Annotated in this window: 13 protein-coding genes; 9 read left to right on the plus strand and 4 right to left on the minus strand. The window is 66.7% G+C overall.

Annotation, left to right across the window (positions count from 1 at the left end):
• Positions 1-126: 126 nt before the first annotated feature.
• From A7U43_RS28325 to A7U43_RS28345, 5 genes are all read left to right on the plus strand, one after another.
• Positions 127-435 (plus strand): hypothetical protein, encoded by a 309-nt coding sequence (locus A7U43_RS28325; protein ID WP_068004161.1) that lies wholly within the window; start codon positions 127-129, stop codon positions 433-435.
• Positions 432-2,270, plus strand: coding sequence for a type VII secretion AAA-ATPase EccA (eccA, locus tag A7U43_RS28330; protein ID WP_068004162.1), 1,839 nt, complete (start codon positions 432-434; stop codon positions 2,268-2,270). The genes A7U43_RS28325 and eccA overlap by 4 nt, the downstream gene beginning before the upstream one ends.
• Positions 2,267-3,787 (plus strand): type VII secretion protein EccB, encoded by a 1,521-nt coding sequence (gene eccB / locus A7U43_RS28335; RefSeq protein WP_068004175.1) that lies wholly within the window; start codon positions 2,267-2,269, stop codon positions 3,785-3,787. Before eccA ends, eccB begins: the two co-directional genes overlap by 4 nt.
• Before the next feature lie 14 nt (positions 3,788-3,801).
• Positions 3,802-7,986, plus strand: coding sequence for a type VII secretion protein EccCa (gene eccCa / locus A7U43_RS28340; protein ID WP_068004178.1), 4,185 nt, complete (start codon positions 3,802-3,804; stop codon positions 7,984-7,986).
• A gap of 269 nt (positions 7,987-8,255) precedes the next feature.
• Complete coding sequence (locus A7U43_RS28345) at positions 8,256-9,578, plus strand: ISL3 family transposase (RefSeq protein ID WP_052545499.1); 1,323 nt, start codon at positions 8,256-8,258, stop codon at positions 9,576-9,578.
• A 7-nt stretch (positions 9,579-9,585) separates the two neighbouring features.
• Here the strand turns inward: A7U43_RS28345 and A7U43_RS28350 are convergent, their stop codons facing one another.
• Complete coding sequence (locus A7U43_RS28350; protein ID WP_052543539.1) at positions 9,586-10,287, minus strand: plasmid pRiA4b ORF-3 family protein; 702 nt, start codon at positions 10,285-10,287, stop codon at positions 9,586-9,588.
• Between the two features lie 158 nt (positions 10,288-10,445).
• Here A7U43_RS28350 and A7U43_RS28355 point away from each other — a divergent pair, with 158 nt between their 5' ends.
• From A7U43_RS28355 to A7U43_RS28370, 4 genes are all read left to right on the plus strand, one after another.
• Positions 10,446-10,763 carry a PE domain-containing protein gene (locus tag A7U43_RS28355; RefSeq protein ID WP_068004180.1) on the plus strand — a complete coding sequence of 106 codons (318 nt, stop codon included), beginning with the start codon at positions 10,446-10,448 and terminating at the stop codon, positions 10,761-10,763.
• Between the two features lie 23 nt (positions 10,764-10,786).
• On the plus strand, positions 10,787-12,127 hold the full coding sequence (locus A7U43_RS28360) for a PPE family protein (RefSeq protein WP_068004182.1): 1,341 nt from the start codon (positions 10,787-10,789) through the stop codon (positions 12,125-12,127).
• A gap of 98 nt (positions 12,128-12,225) precedes the next feature.
• Positions 12,226-12,558, plus strand: a complete 333-nt coding sequence (locus A7U43_RS28365; protein WP_068004185.1) for a WXG100 family type VII secretion target — start codon at positions 12,226-12,228, stop codon at positions 12,556-12,558.
• A gap of 46 nt (positions 12,559-12,604) precedes the next feature.
• Positions 12,605-12,892 carry a WXG100 family type VII secretion target gene (locus tag A7U43_RS28370; RefSeq protein WP_068004187.1) on the plus strand — a complete coding sequence of 96 codons (288 nt, stop codon included), beginning with the start codon at positions 12,605-12,607 and terminating at the stop codon, positions 12,890-12,892.
• A 110-nt stretch (positions 12,893-13,002) separates the two neighbouring features.
• Here A7U43_RS28370 and A7U43_RS28375 read toward each other — a convergent pair whose 3' ends face one another.
• The 3 genes from A7U43_RS28375 to eccD are packed head-to-tail and all read right to left on the minus strand — an operon-like array spanning position 13,003 to position 17,394.
• A complete protein-coding gene (locus A7U43_RS28375) occupies positions 13,003-14,619 on the minus strand; it encodes a hypothetical protein (protein ID WP_231963814.1) in 1,617 nt (538 codons plus the stop codon).
• Positions 14,603-15,982, minus strand: coding sequence for a type VII secretion-associated serine protease mycosin (mycP, locus tag A7U43_RS28380; RefSeq protein ID WP_068004189.1), 1,380 nt, complete (start codon positions 15,980-15,982; stop codon positions 14,603-14,605). The genes A7U43_RS28375 and mycP overlap by 17 nt, the downstream gene beginning before the upstream one ends.
• On the minus strand, positions 15,982-17,394 hold the full coding sequence (gene eccD / locus A7U43_RS28385) for a type VII secretion integral membrane protein EccD (RefSeq protein ID WP_068004201.1): 1,413 nt from the start codon (positions 17,392-17,394) through the stop codon (positions 15,982-15,984). Before eccD ends, mycP begins: the two co-directional genes overlap by 1 nt.
• Between the last annotated feature and the right edge of the window lie 2 nt (positions 17,395-17,396).

A 17,396-nucleotide genomic window follows, 5' to 3' on the forward strand; every position in this document is an offset into this window, starting at 1 on the left:
CCACTTTTGTGCCACGCTGATGGCATGACTGATCAGTCGACCGTCACGGCACACCTCACCGGGTCCGGTCGCCGACCGTCGCGCCGCCTGGTCACACCTCAGCCCGATAAGCGTTAGGCACCTCTGATGGACATCCCCCTGCACCCCGCGGTATCCACTGAGATCGCCCGTGGCCGGGAGTTTCTCGACCGGATACGCAACGCCCGCCGCAACGTCGAAGGACTGCAAGTGACAGTCCCCTGCCCCGACGGCGACAACGAAATTGTCTTCGGCGGTGACGGCATGGTCGTATCGGCCACCTTCACCGAGGACGTGTTCAGCCGTTATCCCGGTGACAAGCTCAGCGAACTGCTGCTGGCGATGTCCGAGGAAGGATTCATCCAGGTGTCGACGAAGGTCACCGCGGAGGTTGCCAGCGTGCTGGAGCAGCAGTGATCGACCACGACGCGCTGGACCTGTTCACCAGCAGCTGCGCCGCCCTGGGGGCTGAGGTGTTCGGCCGCCGGCAGGTCGCCGACCTACGTCAGGCCCGCATCGGGTTCGAGCGACTGACCGCGCAGTACCCCGACCTGTGCGACGGATGGCTAGGCCTGGCCGCCAGCGGCGCCACCGACCGCGTGGTGCTGGAGAGTGCCTACCGCGCCCTCGACACCGCCGGCGAGCTGATCTCAGCTGCCGACGTCGCCGCCGACGCCGTGGACTTCCCGTTCGACACCGGCCTGTACGTGCAGCTGCACGCCCGCGGCGCCGACGGGGTGGTCATGGCCTGCGCTGCGGCACGGGCACGCGACGGCGACTACAGCGCCGCCCGAGACCTGCTCGACGACCGACTGCTGCACGCACATCCGCAGCACGCCGGCTGGGTCCTGGCCGTCATCTTCTTCCGCGCCAAGCGCTGGCACGACGTGCGTCGGGTGTTGGCGCCGCTCACACCGCAGGCCCGCAACGACCCCTATCTCTTCCAGGCGATGTCGGTCGCGCAGGGCCTGGCTACCGCCTACCTCGGTCTGTGGGAGCCGGCATTCGACCAATTGAGCGACCACGGGCAGGGCCCCATTCCCGCGGCCAGCTCCGAAGCCTTGCTGGCCGCCGCGCTGTCGGCGCGCGCGTTGGGCCGTGCCGACACCGCCACGGCACTGTTGAACGAGGCCTACGGCATCGCCGGCATCCAGGACAATGTGCGCGCGACGATCGGCACCGCGCTCAGCGACCCCGGTTACGGCATCCAACCGACCACCGCAGCCCGCATCGACGCCCGCACCGACTACTGGGACCCTGACACCGAGCCTGGCGAGCGTGACTTCGCCCGTCAGCTCGGCGCGTCCCGCCGGGAAGAACTTCGCGCCGAAGCCGACGCAGAACTCGCCGAGTTCGTCGGCATGGCCGAAGTCAAAGAGCAGATCGCGCGACTGGAATCCAGTGTTCGCGCCACCAAACAACGTGAGGCTCTGGGACTTCCGGTCCGCAACAAGTCGTTGCACCTGGTTCTCAAAGGACCGCCGGGAACCGGCAAAACCACCATCGCGCGCGTGATCGCCAAGCTGCTGTGCGCCGCCGACGTCCTGCCGTCAGACACGTTCGTCGAAACCGGGCGCGCCGACCTGGTCGACAAGATCATCGGCGGCTCCGAGGCGAAGGTTCGACAGATCATCGACCGCATCATCGACAGCGGCGGCGGTGTCCTGTTCATCGACGAGGCATACGCGTTGACCGACTCCGGTTCCGAGAACGACTTCGGCCCGCTGGTGATCGCCGAACTGATCCGCGCCATGACCAATCACGCCGACAAGCTGATGGTGATCGCCGCCGGATACGCCGACAAGATGCAGGAGTTCCTGGACTCCAATGAAGGCCTGCGCGGGCGCTTCACTCGTGCGATTACCCTGCCCTCCTACTCCGTGGACGAACTCGTCGAGATCACCACCCGCAAGGCAGTCAAGGGCGGCAGCATCGTCGAAGACGTCGAACCGCTTCGCCAGGCCTACGCCGACCTCAGTGCCGCCACCGCACTGGACACCACTGGTCGCCGCCGCCCGGCGCTCGACGTGCTCGGCAACGCCCGCCTCGCTGACAACCTGATCGGCTTCGCCGAAGAGGAACGCGATCACCGACTCGACGTCACCGGCAAGCTCGGCCCCGACACCACCGCCGAGGAACTGCAGACCATCACCGGAGATGACCTGCGCGCCGCGGTCTCCCGCGAAATCGGTCGCGCCGAAAAAGAACAGAACATCGAACTGAGCCGAGGCGCGACCGGAGGTGCGCAGTGACGACACCGCTTCAGCCGCGGCGTGGCTTCAAATCCAAGAGCGCAGAGCCCGGCCCGACATCGCAGCGCACCCGCCCGTGGGGATTCGTCACCAAACACCAGATCTCCGGATGGCGCTTCCTGATTCGACGGATCAGCAATGGTGTCGCGTTGCGCGACACCCGCATGCTCACCGACCCGCTGCGCCGTCAGGGCCGCGCCCTGAGCGTCGGTCTGATGCTGGGAGTGATCCTGCTGGCCGGCGCGTTCATCCTGTCGATCCTGCGGCCGGCCGGGACCAGCGGCGGACAGGCCATCCTCGCGGAGCGCTCCACCAATGCGCTGTACGTTCGCATCGACGACGAACTGCACCCGGTGCTCAATCTCGCCAGCGCACGGCTGATCGTCGGCAAGCCCGAAAATCCCACCGTGGTCAAGCCCAGCGAGATCGACAAGTTTCCCCTCGGCAACACCCTCGGCATTCCCAACGCGCCGTCTCGGATGGAACAGAACCCCACCCGCGACGCCCGGTGGATGGTCTGCGATGCCGTGGGTGGCCCCGACGCCGGAACCACGATCATCTCCGGCGATCCGGTGCCCGGCCCGGGACACGCCACACCGATGCAGGACAACGCAGCGGTCCTGGCCACTGACAACGGCGACCAGAGCACCTGGCTGATCTGGGGTAACAAGCGCAGTGAGATCGACTTGAACAACGCCGCGGTCACCGCAGCCGTCGGCATCAACGTCGACACCCCCAATCCGCGCACCATCGACCGCTCGCTGCTAAACCTCATCCCCGAATCCCCGCCGCTTGCAGTGCCGTTCATCGCCAACGCCGGCGATCCGCCGCGTTTCCCGTGGCCAGTGGCCGGGCAACAGGCTCCGTTGATCGGGTCGGTCGTCGTCGACCGGGACGAGAACAACCAGCTGCGCTATTACGTCGTCACCGCCGAAGGGATTCAGCCGATCTCCCCAGTGATCGCTGCGATCCTGCGCGCCAACGACGCCTACGGCCTCGTCGAACCGCCGGCGCTGACCCCCGACCAGATCGCAAAGGCGCCCAAAGCCGAGCCGGTCCCGGTCGAGGACTATCCGACCGATGCGCTTCAGATCATCGACCCCACAACCGATCCCGTGTCGTGCGGGCAGTGGGTGAAGCTCGACGGCGCACCGACGTCAAGTCTGACCCTGCTGGTTGGCCAATCCCTTCCCGTTGCCGAGGACACCAAGCCGGTGACTCTCACCGGCGCCGGCCCCACCTCCGCGCAGCGCGCCATCCTGCCCAAGGGCCGCGGCTTCTACGTCCAGGTCACCGGTCAGCAGCCGGAATCGGCGACCAAGGAGTCGACGTTCTGGGTGTCCGACCTCGGGGTGCGCTACGGGCTGGAGGCCCCGAGTACCCCCGGCGGCGCCGGTGGGGGTCCAGCCGAGTCGCTCGGCATGACCGCCGAACCTCTCCCCATCCCCTGGTCATTGCTGAGCCTGTTCGCCCCAGGGCCCACCTTGTCCAAAGACGATGCGCTGGTTGCGCACTAAACGGAAAGCCGGAAATGCGAGCGAGATTCCCTCAGCGGCGGCGCGTCAGCGGCCCTAAGCCCGCACCGAAGGACAACTTCCTCTTCGAGCCGCCACCGGAGCTGCCTCGCACCATTGAGGTCAGCGCGTGGAAGAAGGCGTTGCCGTGGGTGTTCGGCGTCGTCATCGTCGGCATGGTCGCAATGATGTTCATCATGGGGTTCCGCCAGATGAACCCCATGTACCTGTTCTTCATGGCGATGATGGGCATCGCGCTGTTCTCCTCGATGCAGGGCCAGAGCGGCAACTCGGAGATGAGCAAAGCCGAGGTCAACTCCGAGCGCGCCGAGTACCTGCGCTACCTGTCGGGTATGGCCGAGCAGATCCGGGAGGCGGCCGACGCGCAGAAGGCCGGCGCCGAGTGGTCGCACCCGGATCCAGACGTGCTCGAAGCGGTGCTCGACGGGCCGCGGATGTGGGAACGCGGCGCGAGCGACCCTGACTACCTCCACATCCGGGTCGGCCGCGATGAGGTGAAGTTGGCCGCGAAGGTCAAGGTCAAGCCGGTCGAGTCCGAGCTGGATCTCGAACCGGTGACCAAGACCGCTCTGCAGCACCTGCGGGCGGTGCAGCAGTCGATTCCACACTGCCCCAAGGCGATCAACTTCGCAGGACTAGGCATGATCGGTATCTACGGCGAGCGTGGCGTGTTTGAGGCTGCCGTGCGGGCGTGGGTGGCGCAGCTGGTGTGCTGGCACACCCCCAATGACACCGCGCTGGCGATCGTCTCACCGCACCTGGAGTCGCGCTGGGCCTGGGCCAAGTGGATTCCTCACACCGAGAGCCAGGACATCGACGGCGCCGGACCGGCACGGTTCCTGAGCGCATCGCTCAGTGACGTCGAAGCGATGCTGGAGCCACTACTCAAGGAACGCGCCAAGGTCGTCGACGATAAGGGAAACTTCGACGCCGCGGCAGTCAGCAAATCCAACAAGCACGTGGTGGTCGTCATTGCGGACGCCGACGCACCCTCGTCGGCGGTGCGGCGCATCGCTTCTCGCGATGGTGTCACCGTGATCGCGCTGCGCCACGGGGAGGGACCCGACCCCGACTACGCCGCGCATCCTCGCGAACTGCTGCTGCGAGTTGACCGTGACGGCAACGCCGACGATGCGCCGCTACGGATGCAGCACTGGCACAACTTCCGGTGGCAGCTGTTCTGCGCCGAACCCGACAGCCTCGGCGAGCCGGTGATCGCCCACCTGGCCCGCCAACTGTCCAAGTGGGACAGCGCCCCAATCGGTCGCCAGGACGCGGAATCGGCTGCAGCGCAGAACATGTTGTCGCTGCTGGGGGTAACCAACGCGGCCAATCTGGATGTGCACGCGTTGTGGAAGCCGCGGATGCTGCCGGTGGGCACCGGCGAGCCGGTAAACCTGGAGCCGCTGCTGCGAGTGCCGATCGGACTGCAACCCAGTGGTGCTCCGCTGATCGTCGACCTCAAAGACGAAGCCGACGGCGGCAACGGACCGCATGGACTGATGATCGGCATGACCGGATCGGGCAAGTCGACGACGCTGGCCACCCTCGTCGAGGGACTGTTCATTCAGCATTCCCCCGACGTCGTGCAGGCCATCTTGACCGACTTCAAGGACGGGGCCGGCTTCGACGCGTTCGCCGACTATCCCCACACGGTCGCGGTGATCACCAACATGGAGGAAAAGCGTTCCCTGGTTGATCGTTTCGGGGACACACTGCTGGGTCTGCTCGATCTGCGTGGCCGGATCTTCCACGAGGCGGGCAATCAGATCAAGGGCGCAGCGTTCCAGTCGCTGATCGAGTACAACGAAGCCCGGGCCACCCCGGCCGGGGCGCATCTGCCGCCTGTCCCGTTCATGTTCGTGGTGGTCGACGAATTCTCACTGCTGCTCAAGGATCACCCGGAGATGGCCGATGTCTTCGACACCGTGACCCGTAAGGGTCGCTCACAGGGCGTGTTCTTCCTGTTCGCCAGCCAGACCCTCGACGAAGGCGTGATCAAGCGGATCCCTGACAACACCCAGTACCGCATCGGCCTGAAGGTGGCTTCGGAGTCGATCTCACGCCGCGTCATCGGCAACGCCGACGCCTACCACATCGCCGATGGAAAAACCGTAAAGGGCACAGGATATTTCGTGCGAGCCCCCGGTGCGGAGCCGGTGAAGTATCGCGGTTTCATGCTGCCCAGCCGCTACGAGCCGCCCACCACGGTCAACCGCCGGGTGATCAGCGCCAGCCCTCGTGCCCGACTGTTCACCGCCGGCCGGGTCGAACCCGACGCTGACACCGTGATTGAAGAGGAGATCGCCGCAGAGTCCGTACTCGAAGGCCCGCCACGGTCGCTGGTGCTGACCGTCGGTCCGCAGCTGACTGCCGCCTACGGCAAGAAGGTCCCCCAGCTGTGGTCGCCGCCGCTGGACGACCCGATCCCGCTCGACAGCATCCTCACCCAGGCCCAGGGAGCCCCGCAGCGCCCCGGGGCCGCGCCGTGGTGGCCGCTGGGCGAGATCGACCGGCCGCGCCAACTCAGCCACGGTCTGCTGCGCTACAGCCTCGACGAGGGCAACGTGTCGGTGCTGGGCATGCGTAAAGACGAGGCGTCGTCGGTGGTGCAGACCTTCGTCCTGTCAGCCGCAAGCAGGTACTCCCCGACCGAGGTCGGCTTCTACCTGATGAGTTACGGCGGTCCGGCTCTGGGTGTGCTGCGCGATCTGCCCCATGTGGGCGCTATCGGCGGTGAAGGCCGGCGCGAGGTCAATCTGCGGCTGCTGGGCGACCTAGAAGCGGTCCTGATGCGCCGGCGGCGCCTCTTCCAGCAGCACAACATCCTCTCGGTCGACGAATGGCGACGTAAGCGGCAAGCCGGAGATCGCGCTCTCGACGACGGGTTCCCCACTGACTTGTTCGTGATCGTGGACGGCTGGGAGAACTTCATCGACGACAACACCTCGATCCTCAATCCGAAGAACCCGCAGGTAAAGAACATCGAGACGTTGATCAGCGGCGGCCATGGCGTGCACGTGGTCATCACCGCCTCGGACTGGATCAAGCTGGGCAACGTCATTCAGAACCAGATCAACGCCCGCTACGAGCTGAAGCTGGCCAACGCCGCCAACTCGCAGGTGCGCGCCCGCATCGAAGACAAGATGATCCGCCCGCAGGACCGCATCCCAGCTGACCAGCCCGGTCGCGGTATCACCTCCACCGGCGATGTCATCCGCTTCGCCGTCGGCCGCACCGACGGCCAAGCGACAATGGACGACCTCGATACCAAGGTGCGCGAGACGGTCCAGGCCATCACCGAGCGGTTCGCCGGCCACCGGCGGGCACCGGGGCCGCGGCTGCTGCCCACCCGCGTCGAAGCGCGCTCGCTGCCCAGCTCGCGCGACCTCGGTGGGGAACGTCACGCCCTTGGCGTGCGCGGCCGCGATCTGCAACCGATGGTGGTCGATTTCGCGACCGATCCCCTGCTGGCTGTCTTCGGCGACGACCATCACGGCAAGTCGAGCTTCATCCTCAACACCATCGCGAGCATCACCGCGGGCCGGCAGTCGCCCAATGAGGCGATCATCGTCCTGTTCGACCCCAAGCGTCGGCTGGGTGAGGCGACGCGCATGTTGGTAGAGCCGCGTCCCGATGACGAGAATCCGGCCGACTTCTACGAAACGGACTTCAACGTGATGGCGCGTCGTGTCGACCAGATCGCGACGATCCTCGACAAGCGTCAGCCGCCGTCATCATCGGGCTGGGAGCAGCGGCGCGCGTGGACGTACGAGGGGCCGAAGATCTATCTCATCGTCGATGACCTCGACGCGGTACCGCTGCGTCAGCAGTTGCACCAGCAGGTCACCGCCGGGGCGCCGGCCGCGCCGGGGATGGGCATGACCGTGGCCACCTGGGAACCGCTGCTGCGGCATCTGCCCAATGCTGCCGACCGCGGCCTGAGGGTCATCGTGACCCACCGGGCCGCCGAACTCATGGCCGCCGAAGTGCAGACCAACGGTATTCCGCACCACCTTTCGACGCAGCCATCCACTCGGATCCTGCTGGGTGCACGGTCGGACCGCGACAAGGTGGGTGGCGTCAAATTCGAGGTCGGGCTGCCACCTGGTCGAGGTCAAGTAGTGGGCGGCAGTCAGGACAACGCCGGCTACGTGCAGTTGGCTGCACCCCCCAACTGAGTGTTACGGCCCTGTTAAAAGTCCACGTGGAGGGTGTTGCCACCCCCCAGGGACGTGTTGGGTTTAGTGGCGCGTGTCATTTGCTGGCAGTACCGTAATTTTTCAGAGAAGCACCTGCGAAATTGCCGTCATTGCCCTGCCGGAACCACGGCGATAATGGGCTCTTCACAGATGAGGGTGTAGAGGTGGTTGGCGCGTCGTTGCCGGGATAGAGGTCGAGGTCTCTCGAAAATGAGGGTTCCTACACTCCTCATCCGAAAGACCTCGACGTGCCTGACGCTACCGGTCGGGCGGGCTTCGCCTGCGCTGACCTGACGACTTTCTGCCGCCTCGACGAACTTGGGCTGCAGGTGACCGGACAACGCCTTGAGCCCGGCCGTGCTGTGCTGGCGTGCCGGGTGACCGACGAGGACCGGTGGTGTCGTCGCTGCGGCGAAGAAGGCATCCCACGCGACAGCCTCACCCGTACTCTGGCCCATGAGCCGTTCGGGTGGCGCCCCACCACACTGCTGGTGACCATCCGTCGCTACCGGTGCGCCGGCTGCGCCCACGTGTGGCGACAAGACACCACCAGGATGGCCGAACCACGTGCCAAGCTGTCGCGGCGTGCTCTGCGGTGGGCGCTGGAAGCCATTGTCTGCCAGCATCTATCCGTGGCTCGCATCGCCGAAGCGCTCGCGGTGTCGTGGAACACCGCCAACAACGCGGTGCTGGCAGAAGGCCGACGGGTGCTGATCGCCGATCCGGCCCGTTTCGACGGCGTGGCGGTGATCGGCGTCGATGAGCACGTCTGGCGGCACACCCGTCGCGGTGACAGGTACGTCACCGTCATCATCGATCTCACCCCTGTGCGTGACGGGACCGGTCCGGCTCGGCTGCTCGACATGGTCGAGGGTCGCTCAAAAAAGGCGTTTCAGGACTGGTTGGCCGAGCGGCCGCAGGACTGGCGTGACGGCGTGGACGTTGTTGCTATGGATGGCTTCTCCGGGTTCAAGACCGCTACCGCCGAGGAACTGCCCGAGGCGGCGACGGTGATGGACCCTTTCCACGTGGTGCGCCTGGCTGGCAACGCCCTCGATGAGTGCCGCCGCCGGGTGCAGCTGGCGACATGTGGGCACCGCGGCCGCAAGTCCGACCCGCTCTACACCTGCCGACGCACCCTGCACACCGGTGCCGATCTGCTCACCGACCGCCAGCGCACCCGGCTGGCCGCCTTGTTCGCCGCCGACGCCCACGCAGAAGTCGAGGCCACCTGGCAGATGTATCAGCGCACCGTGGCCGCGTATCGTGAACCCGACCGCACGAAAGGCCGCACGATGATGGCGGCGCTGATCACCACGCTGAGCACCGGCGTTCCCAAGCCGCTGACCGAACTGATCACCCTGGGACGGACCCTGAAGAAGCGTGCCGCCGACGTGCTGGCCTACTTCGACCGCCCCGGCACCTCCAACGGGCCCACCGAAGCGATCAACGGCCGCCTCGAACACCTGCGCGGATCCGCGCTGGGCTTCCGCAACCTCACCAACTACATCGCCCGGTCACTGCTCGAGACCGGAGGCTTCCGAACTCAGCTCCTTGCACCTCGGCAGTGAAGAGTCCTCAACGCATATTCGACGCGGCCAGAGCGTCATTGGTCTCGGTCACCGAGAAACGATCGGGGTGCCAGCCTCGGGGCAGCCAGTCGCGCATCTCCTGCGCACCCAGCCCCATCGGTGTTGCCCGCGGGTCGTACCCGCCACGAACCCACGCAGCCAATTCCTCATAGCCGCCCAAGCCACCACAATCCTCCGGCGGGCAGGCCATCTTGCCCGCCAGGCACACCGGAGCCGAAGGTGGATCATCGAGAACGTCTTCGACCACCAGCACGTGCTCCCATCCGTCGCCGAAGTCGTAGTCATAGAACAACCGGTCGCCCTTACCGGAGACCACCTGATCCAGGCGCACACCGTCCTCGACGAGACCGTCGTCGCCTTCGCTGAGATCAAATCTGGTGACGAAGTAGGCACGGGTACGCCGGTCCGCCCCGACACCGAACTTATGCAGATGACCGTCCTGCCAGCCCATCGCAACCTGCAGCACGTCATGCAGCTCATCGAGCACGAGGTCACCCGGCAGGACCAGACGACGCCAGATCGGCGGCTTGGCGTACATCAGGTCGACCCGCACCCGGAAACCCCGCACACGCTCCGGCACAGCTCCCACCTCGGGTGTCGGTTCATCGAACACTCCCGCGAACAAATCCCGGCCAGCATCGGCCATCAGCTGTTGCAGCATCGACAGGTCCACACCACCCCCGGACACCGCGCTCTTCCTCTTACTCTTCCGCTTCTCCTCCGGCACACACCCAGCCAACCAGACACCCCAATCACAGGCCGACAGCAGCTGACCGTTCTACACCCTCAATCATGAAGAGCCCGATAATGGAAAAAAGGTCACAGCGAAAGAGGGGACGCAATCCCATGCAACTTGACGTAACTCCCGAAGCGCTTGGCGCGGCATCCGGACAGGTCGCCGCGCTGACAGCTCGGCTGATCGCCGTCAACACCTCCCACATGGTCGCCAACGGCATGATCCTGCCTCCCGGCTCCGATGTGGCGTCGGTCAAGACAGCTGCCAGCCTGCAGGCCGGCGGCCTCGCGCACGACGCGATGGTGGCCATGGGCAACTTCCACACCGCGGCCACCTCCTACGGTCTTGGCGAATCCAGCACCAGCTACGCCAGCGGCGAGTACCAGGGCGTCGCGGCCCTCACCGCTGCCGGCGGCGTCGGGGTTTAACCAAACCCTCGGGGGGACTCCACATGCCTGCACTACCGCCCACGCCGATCTATCACGCGGCCCCGCCGGAAGTGAACTCGACACTGCTCAACACGGGGGGCACCGCAGCGGGGATCACCGCCGCGGGCACCTCCTGGTCCCATGTCGCCGCGGAGTACGTTTCCGGGATCGCCGAGTTGGAGGCGATCCTGGCCTCGGTGCAAGCCACCTACCAGGGGCCGTCGGCCGAGAAGTTCATCGCCGCACACCAACCGATGCTGATGTGGATGCAGCAGGTCGTCATCAAGGCGACCCTGGCGGCTGTGGCGCACGGTGAAATCGCAGTCTCATACGAAACTGCGGTGGCACTGATGCCCACCATGGTGGAACTGATCAACAACCATGTGGTGCACGGGGTCCTGGTCTCAACCAACTTCTTCGGCGTCAACACGATCCCGATCGGCATGAACGAGGCCGACTACATTCGGATGTGGAACCAGGCCGCCGACGTGCAGACCACATACGACTTCTCCACCGGTGCCGCTGTCGCCAGTGTTCCCGAGACCCTGCCCGCGCCCATGACGCTGATTCCCGGCGTCGGAGAGACTGGCAGCATCGCGGCCACCGCCGCGGGGTTCTTCACCCAGGCGACCGCGACCGCCACCGGCGCATCGCTGACCGCGGGCCACGCGATGTCGGACAAGCTCATCGCGGGCAAGGCCGCAACCGCACCGCTGTCGGTGACCGAGGAGATCCAGCAGGCCGCCGGGGCGACACCCACCGAACAATCCCAAACCGCCGCCGACCAAGCCAGCCAGCAGCTCAGGCCCGAGAACATGGGCACCAGCATGTTGCAGCAATTCACCTCCATCGCCTCCAGCGCACCCCAGGCGGCGACGTCGGCGATCCAAGGCCCAGCCCAAATGCTCACGCAGGCACCGCAGATGCTGGCGTCCGCACCCCAGCAGCTCAGCAGCATGCTCAGCCAGTTCGCGGGCGGCTTCGGCAGCGAACTCGGCCAGAATGCGATGCCCGCTGTCGGCTTCGCCGGCACCGGCGCCATCCAGGGTTTCAATCCTGCCGGCATGACCAGCCTCGCCGGCGGTGCGCTCGGCAGCGGTCCGGCGCGCCCGATGATGCCGTCGACGTGGGGATCGGCACCGACTGCGAGCGCGGACATGTCCAATGCGGCCAAGGTCTCCCCGGTGGCCACCGGTCTGCCGGGCGCAGGTGCCGGCGGCACAGGTGCTGGCGGCAGCGGCATGATGGGATCAGGCGCAAATAACCGCCGCAGCAAGGGATCTCAACAAGTCACCACCTACTCCGAAGACGCTGACGGCGACGACGCCGCCGACGCCGACAGCGATGGGGGGCTTACGCGATGACCCGCTGACAGACATCACCCTTCTCTGCGGGATCAACTCAGCCCAACTGACACACGACACAGCAACGCACACAACTCACACGAAAGGGAGCAATCCTTATGTCGAACTTCCTCGACGCGAACACCGCTCAGCTGGCGTCCTCCTCGGCCGCCGTGCAGGACGCCACGGTCAGCTTCGTCAACGTGCTGCACCAGGCCGAAGGCACCGCTGCCTACGCCCAGGCCATGAACCAGGGCGAGGCCAACCTGGCCTTCCAGCAGTCTCACGCACGATTCGTCAACGGCTCCACCAAGCTGCAGGGCCTGCTGCAGATGGCCGGCGTCAACGTCGGCGAGGCCGGCACGGACTACCAGAGCACCGACGGGATGAACGCCTCCAACTTGCAGTCGGTGCCGATCTCCGACGGCGGCGACATCTCCATCCGCGCCTAAACGCCGACCACCCAACTAAACCTCCTCTCCGAAAGGAACATTCGATATGTCGCAGATCCTGTACAACTACCCCGGCATGAAGGAAGTGGTCGGGCAGATGCAGACCCAGGCCACCTCCCTCGACGCGCTCGGCGGCAACGTCGAAGCCGAGCAGGCCGCGCTCGGTGCGGCCTGGCAGGGGCCGACCGGTATGACCGTCAACCAGTGGATCGCGCAGTGGAACGCCGCGCTGCAGGAGACCATCACCGGTCTGCGCGGTATGGCGACCGCCTACGACGACAACACCAACCAGATGATGGGCCGCGACGCCCACCAGGGCGCCAAGTGGGGCTGAGCGACTGAACAAGCACCACAAATGTGGGGCGGTCACCGGATCCGGTGACCGCCCCACATTCGTTCTTGCGATGGCCGCGTAGCCGTCAACGCAGCGCGCAGCAGCCAGATTCAGCCCCTCGGCGGCGCCTGGTCGACGAGTCGAGTGCTGAGAAGCTGACGGCCGTGAGCGGTCGTCAGATGGAACAAGTTCGCGCGAGCGCCGTCCTGGGTGATGACGATCGTCGTCGACGGGGCCTGCGCGGATTGCGGACGGCGCAGCGTCACCGTGATCGGCCCCGACGGTGCGTCGATGCTGCCATCGGTGACCACGATCGAACCGGGCACCGGTGTCGGCGGTCGGATCGCGAACTGTTGCGGCGCTCCGTGGTTGACCAGCGTCGCCCACGAGCGCGGATCCGCGGTGTACACCGCCACCGGTAGTCCAGACAGCGCCAGCCGGGACACGATGCCCAGGTGAAACTGTCCTGTGCCCGTCACGGTGATGCGTACCGGCTCCGGTGACGCCAGACCCAGGTACACCGGCTCGCGGCGGCGATTGAAGCCGATCGGTATCCCGGCCGCGGCCGTGGGCCACGACAACTGCGTGAGCGCATCCCAGGCCACCCCGGAGGTAGGCAGGTCGAAGTCTTCGTGCTCGAACCCGGTCACCGCCAGCGCCGGCGCGGCTTTGCGGTGCAGGCCATGGAATCCCTCCAGACCCGGCAAAGGGTTTCGGGCCGGCTTGGCGCTGGTGACCATGCCCACGCACGCCTCGATCGAGGCGGGCTGCAGCGGCGGGGTGCGCACGGTGAGGACGACCCAGGTGGCCTTGGTCGCCACGGTCGGCAACGTCTGCAGGACCTCGACGAGGCGACCCGGATCGACCGCGTAGACCGCCCGGAACCCGTCGGTGTGTTCGGTGCCCGTCCAGTGTTCGCGGCGGACCGCGGCGGACGCGGGCACGAACTCAGGCAGCTTGTGGCCGTCGTCATCTGAGAGAGTCGCCAGCCATCCCCGCTCGCGCAGCTCGGCGATCAAGCGACGGGCCACCGTGTCGGCCAGCGCCGCCCGCTGGGGGCCAGTGCTTTCCGCGTCCGCAGCTGAGCTGCCCATCGTGGTCCGTCGTGCAGTAAGCGCGGAGACGTTGCTTTCGGCGCGCAGCGTGTACGTCAGCCAGGTATCCCGGTGCTGAGGAGTCAGGCCGGTCAACAGCGGGGCCGAGTCAGTGCGCAGACCGCTCGCGGGCGGGGTGCGCGTGACCGCCGCGACCGTCAGGACGTCAGCGCGTACGCCGTAGCGGTGAAGCCAGCTCGTCACGAATTGCCATGGCAGCTGGTCGGTGCTGTCGCCCGGAGTAGTGATCGTGTGCGGGTGCGGCCGCAGATGGATCACGATGCGCGCCTCAAGTGTGTTCGATCGAGGCTCCGGCAAGGCGGGACCGTCGGAGTTCTGCGCGGCGCCGCGGCGGCCGGGCTGCACGCGTCGCGTGCGCTGGCGGCGGTTGTACACCGACAGCGGCGCCCAGCGGCGCAGCGTCGTGGAAACGTGCTGGCCGTGCCAGGAACCGAGGAACGCCAGAATCAGTACGACACCGATGGCGTAATGCCACCACTGCGGCCGCTGGCCTGCAGGCAGCAGCGCCGCCCACCCCAGCAGCAGCAGTGACACCAGGACGGTCACCCGGCGCCAACTCGGGACGGCCGGAGCCAGGTGTAGCCGCCGACGGCGGTCAACCGTTGTTGCCACGGCGCATTCCAATCATGGTGACGGCGATGACGGCGACTGCGACAGCCAGGATGCCGGCGCCGAGCGCAATCATGCGGGGCAACCGGTTGTCCGGGGGCGGTGGTGGAGGGGGATCCACCCGCACGACCGGCATGTTGGCCGGGACCGTCTCCCCTTCAGGGATGTCCCAGGTCAGGGCCGCCACTGGGTCGATGACGCCGGCGCCGACCAGATTTGACGGTGCGCGGGCCGCGTTGTGCGCCGAGGCGACGATCCGGTTGACCACCTGGCGCGAGGTCAGGTCGGGGAACTCCGAGCGCACCAGTGCGGCGATTCCGGAGACATAGGCCGCGGCAAAGCTGGTTCCGTTGATCGGCACCAACGGTTCCTTGTTGGACGGTTGGCCGTTGACCAGTCCGGAGTTGGGGGCGTTGCCCAACGAGACGATCTGCTCACCGGGCGCGGCGACCCCCACCCACGGACCGGCCATCGTGAAACCAGAAGGCTGCCCCTCGGGGGTCAACGAAGCCACCGATAGGACGTAGGGCTGCCAGTACGACGGCGTGGAGATAGTGGTGGCCCCACCCCAATTTCGCGGATCCTCAGGGTTATTCGGGTCTGTGAGAGGGTTGCTTTCGCAGTTGTTCTCGCCCGTATTCCCGGCCGCGGCGACCACCACGATGTCCTTATCGATCGCCGCGTAGCGGATCGCGGCGCCCAGCGCTGCCTGGTCGACCTCCTTGTACTGAGCGATGCAGTCGATCAAGGAGATGTTGATGACCCGCACGAACGGGATGTCTGCGGCGTGGCGGATCGCGCGCGCCAAGGTGGCGACGTCGCCGGCTGTCTTGGCCCTCTGAGGGTCTTCCCCGGAGGGCATCTTCGGCGACCACTGGGCCGAACTCTGCCGGATGGACACGACCGACGCTTCAGGTGCTACGCCGGAGAAGCCGTCCGGGCCAGGCTGGGCGGCGATGATGCCGGCAACCGCGGTGCCGTGGCCGTCGCAGTCGACCAGGCCGTTGGCCGAGGGGTCGATGTAGTCCCCACCGGGATGGAGATTGGGTAGGCGCGGTTGCGGAGTCACTCCGGAGTCGATGACGGCCACCGCAACTCCCCTGCCCCGCGAGGTTTTCCACGCCTCGGGAAGATTCAGCATCGCCTGACTCGGCGGTACCGCCGCGGGGTCGAAGCCGGGCAGGGCGCCGTTGAACGCGCACTTGTCGGAGTTCTGACGCATCTCCTGGGCCGGCCCGGGCGGGCCGTCCGGCGGGAGTGCGGCCGGGTCGACTTCAGGAATGGTGAGCGCCAGCGCCGGCGGAGGTGGTGAGCACAGCACCAGCAGCGCCACGGCCGCGGCCACCGACGTGAACTGTCGGATCATCAGATAGCTCCCCGGTTGCGGATCAGACTGACCAGACCGACCAGCCACAACATCGCCGGCAGGATCGTGATCAGCAAAGTGTTCTCAAACAGGTCCAGGTATCGACGTTGCGGGATGGTCAGGACGCGCGGTTTGAGTTGAGACGCGATGAGCAGCAGCACCGTCAACCCGGCGACAGCCGCGGCGGCGTAGATCCCCGCCAGCAGATGCCCGGTCGCGGTGAATGCGATGGTCAAAGCCAGAGCGGTCATGAAAGGTGTTGCGAGGAACCATAATGCGGGAATCGCGGAATCCCAGATCCGCATGCGCATCACCGTCACGGTGATGGTCGCGATGACCAGCCACCACGCGAGCAGCGGCGGCGCGTCGGGTAGCCACAACACCAGCACCGACCCGAGGACGGCCAGCAGGACCGACGCCGAGATCAGCCCGCTCTGGTAGGACGCGCTGGTGGCGGTCTTGCGTGGCAGGTCTTCGATCTCGGCCAGCGATGACGGTGCAGGCGTGGGCTCGCCGGGGGCGGGCACATTGGGCAGCGGGAACCGCGCCCACACCGCCGAGGCGGTCGGTGCGTTGAGTGCGATGAGCAGCGAGATCGCCAGCACGCCGCACCCCAAAGACAGGTAGGGCAGATGGGCGAACATGCGGACGCCCGCAGCGATCGCCACGGTGACGCTCACGGCGATGATCGCGGTGTACGTCGCTACCCAGGTGCTGGTGATCGCCAGCAGTAGCAGTGACCAGGCCACCAGGCCCGCGGCAGCCAGGAACACCCGCGGAGCCGCGCCATCGCCAGGCAGAGACGCGGCCAGAGCCAAGCCCAGCGGGACGGTGGCGGCCACCCCCATGCGCCCGGCGGCCGCGACCGCGCCGCGTCGGCGCAGCAGGACGGTGGCCACCATGAAGATGATCGCCAGCGCGCCCAGAGTCCCAGCGGCCCACCATTGGAAGCCGCGGCGCCACCCGTCGATGGCCAGCGCGCACACCAGTGCCCCAAGGACCAAGACGACCACCTGAGCGATGGCGGGCAGCATCTGATGCGTGAACGGCTGGAACTGGCGGGCGGAGTGAATCGCTGAGGCGTCGGCGATATCCTCGACGACCGGCGGCGCGGCCGGGCCCGGCGGCAGCTTGCACAGGATCAGCTGCTCCCCGTCGTCAATGGACAGCGTTTCCAGGGTGGCGTCCAGGCTGAACGGTGTACCTCCAAGCGGTGCAAGCGAATAGGGGCGCGTGCCGTCAGCGGCGTTGGGCGGTGTGATCGGGTCGTCGTCACGCCCGGAGGCCAGCGTTGCGCGGATCCGCGGAATCAGCTCGCGGATCGCAAGTGTGGTTGGCAGGGCCAGGTCGGCCGCCGCGCCGTCTCCGATGATCGCGACGCGGACTTGCCCGGTAGCAGCGGCAGGATCCATTG

The sequence above is a fragment of the Mycobacterium adipatum genome (genome assembly GCF_001644575.1).
Taxonomy (GTDB): domain Bacteria; phylum Actinomycetota; class Actinomycetes; order Mycobacteriales; family Mycobacteriaceae; genus Mycobacterium; species Mycobacterium adipatum.

Excerpts from the sequence above, each read along its gene's own strand:
- A7U43_RS28325 (WP_068004161.1), top strand. The coding sequence starts at position 127 with ATGGACATCCCCCTGCACCCCGCGGTATCCACTGAGATCGCCCGTGGC.
- eccCa (WP_068004178.1), top strand. The coding sequence starts at position 3,802 with ATGCGAGCGAGATTCCCTCAGCGGCGGCGCGTCAGCGGCCCTAAGCCC.
- A7U43_RS28355 (WP_068004180.1), top strand. The coding sequence starts at position 10,446 with ATGCAACTTGACGTAACTCCCGAAGCGCTTGGCGCGGCATCCGGACAG.
- A7U43_RS28360 (WP_068004182.1), top strand. The coding sequence starts at position 10,787 with ATGCCTGCACTACCGCCCACGCCGATCTATCACGCGGCCCCGCCGGAA.
- A7U43_RS28365 (WP_068004185.1), top strand. The coding sequence starts at position 12,226 with ATGTCGAACTTCCTCGACGCGAACACCGCTCAGCTGGCGTCCTCCTCG.
- A7U43_RS28370 (WP_068004187.1), top strand. The coding sequence starts at position 12,605 with ATGTCGCAGATCCTGTACAACTACCCCGGCATGAAGGAAGTGGTCGGG.
- mycP (WP_068004189.1), bottom strand. The coding sequence starts at position 15,982 with ATGATCCGACAGTTCACGTCGGTGGCCGCGGCCGTGGCGCTGCTGGTG.
- eccD (WP_068004201.1), bottom strand. The coding sequence starts at position 17,394 with ATGGATCCTGCCGCTGCTACCGGGCAAGTCCGCGTCGCGATCATCGGA.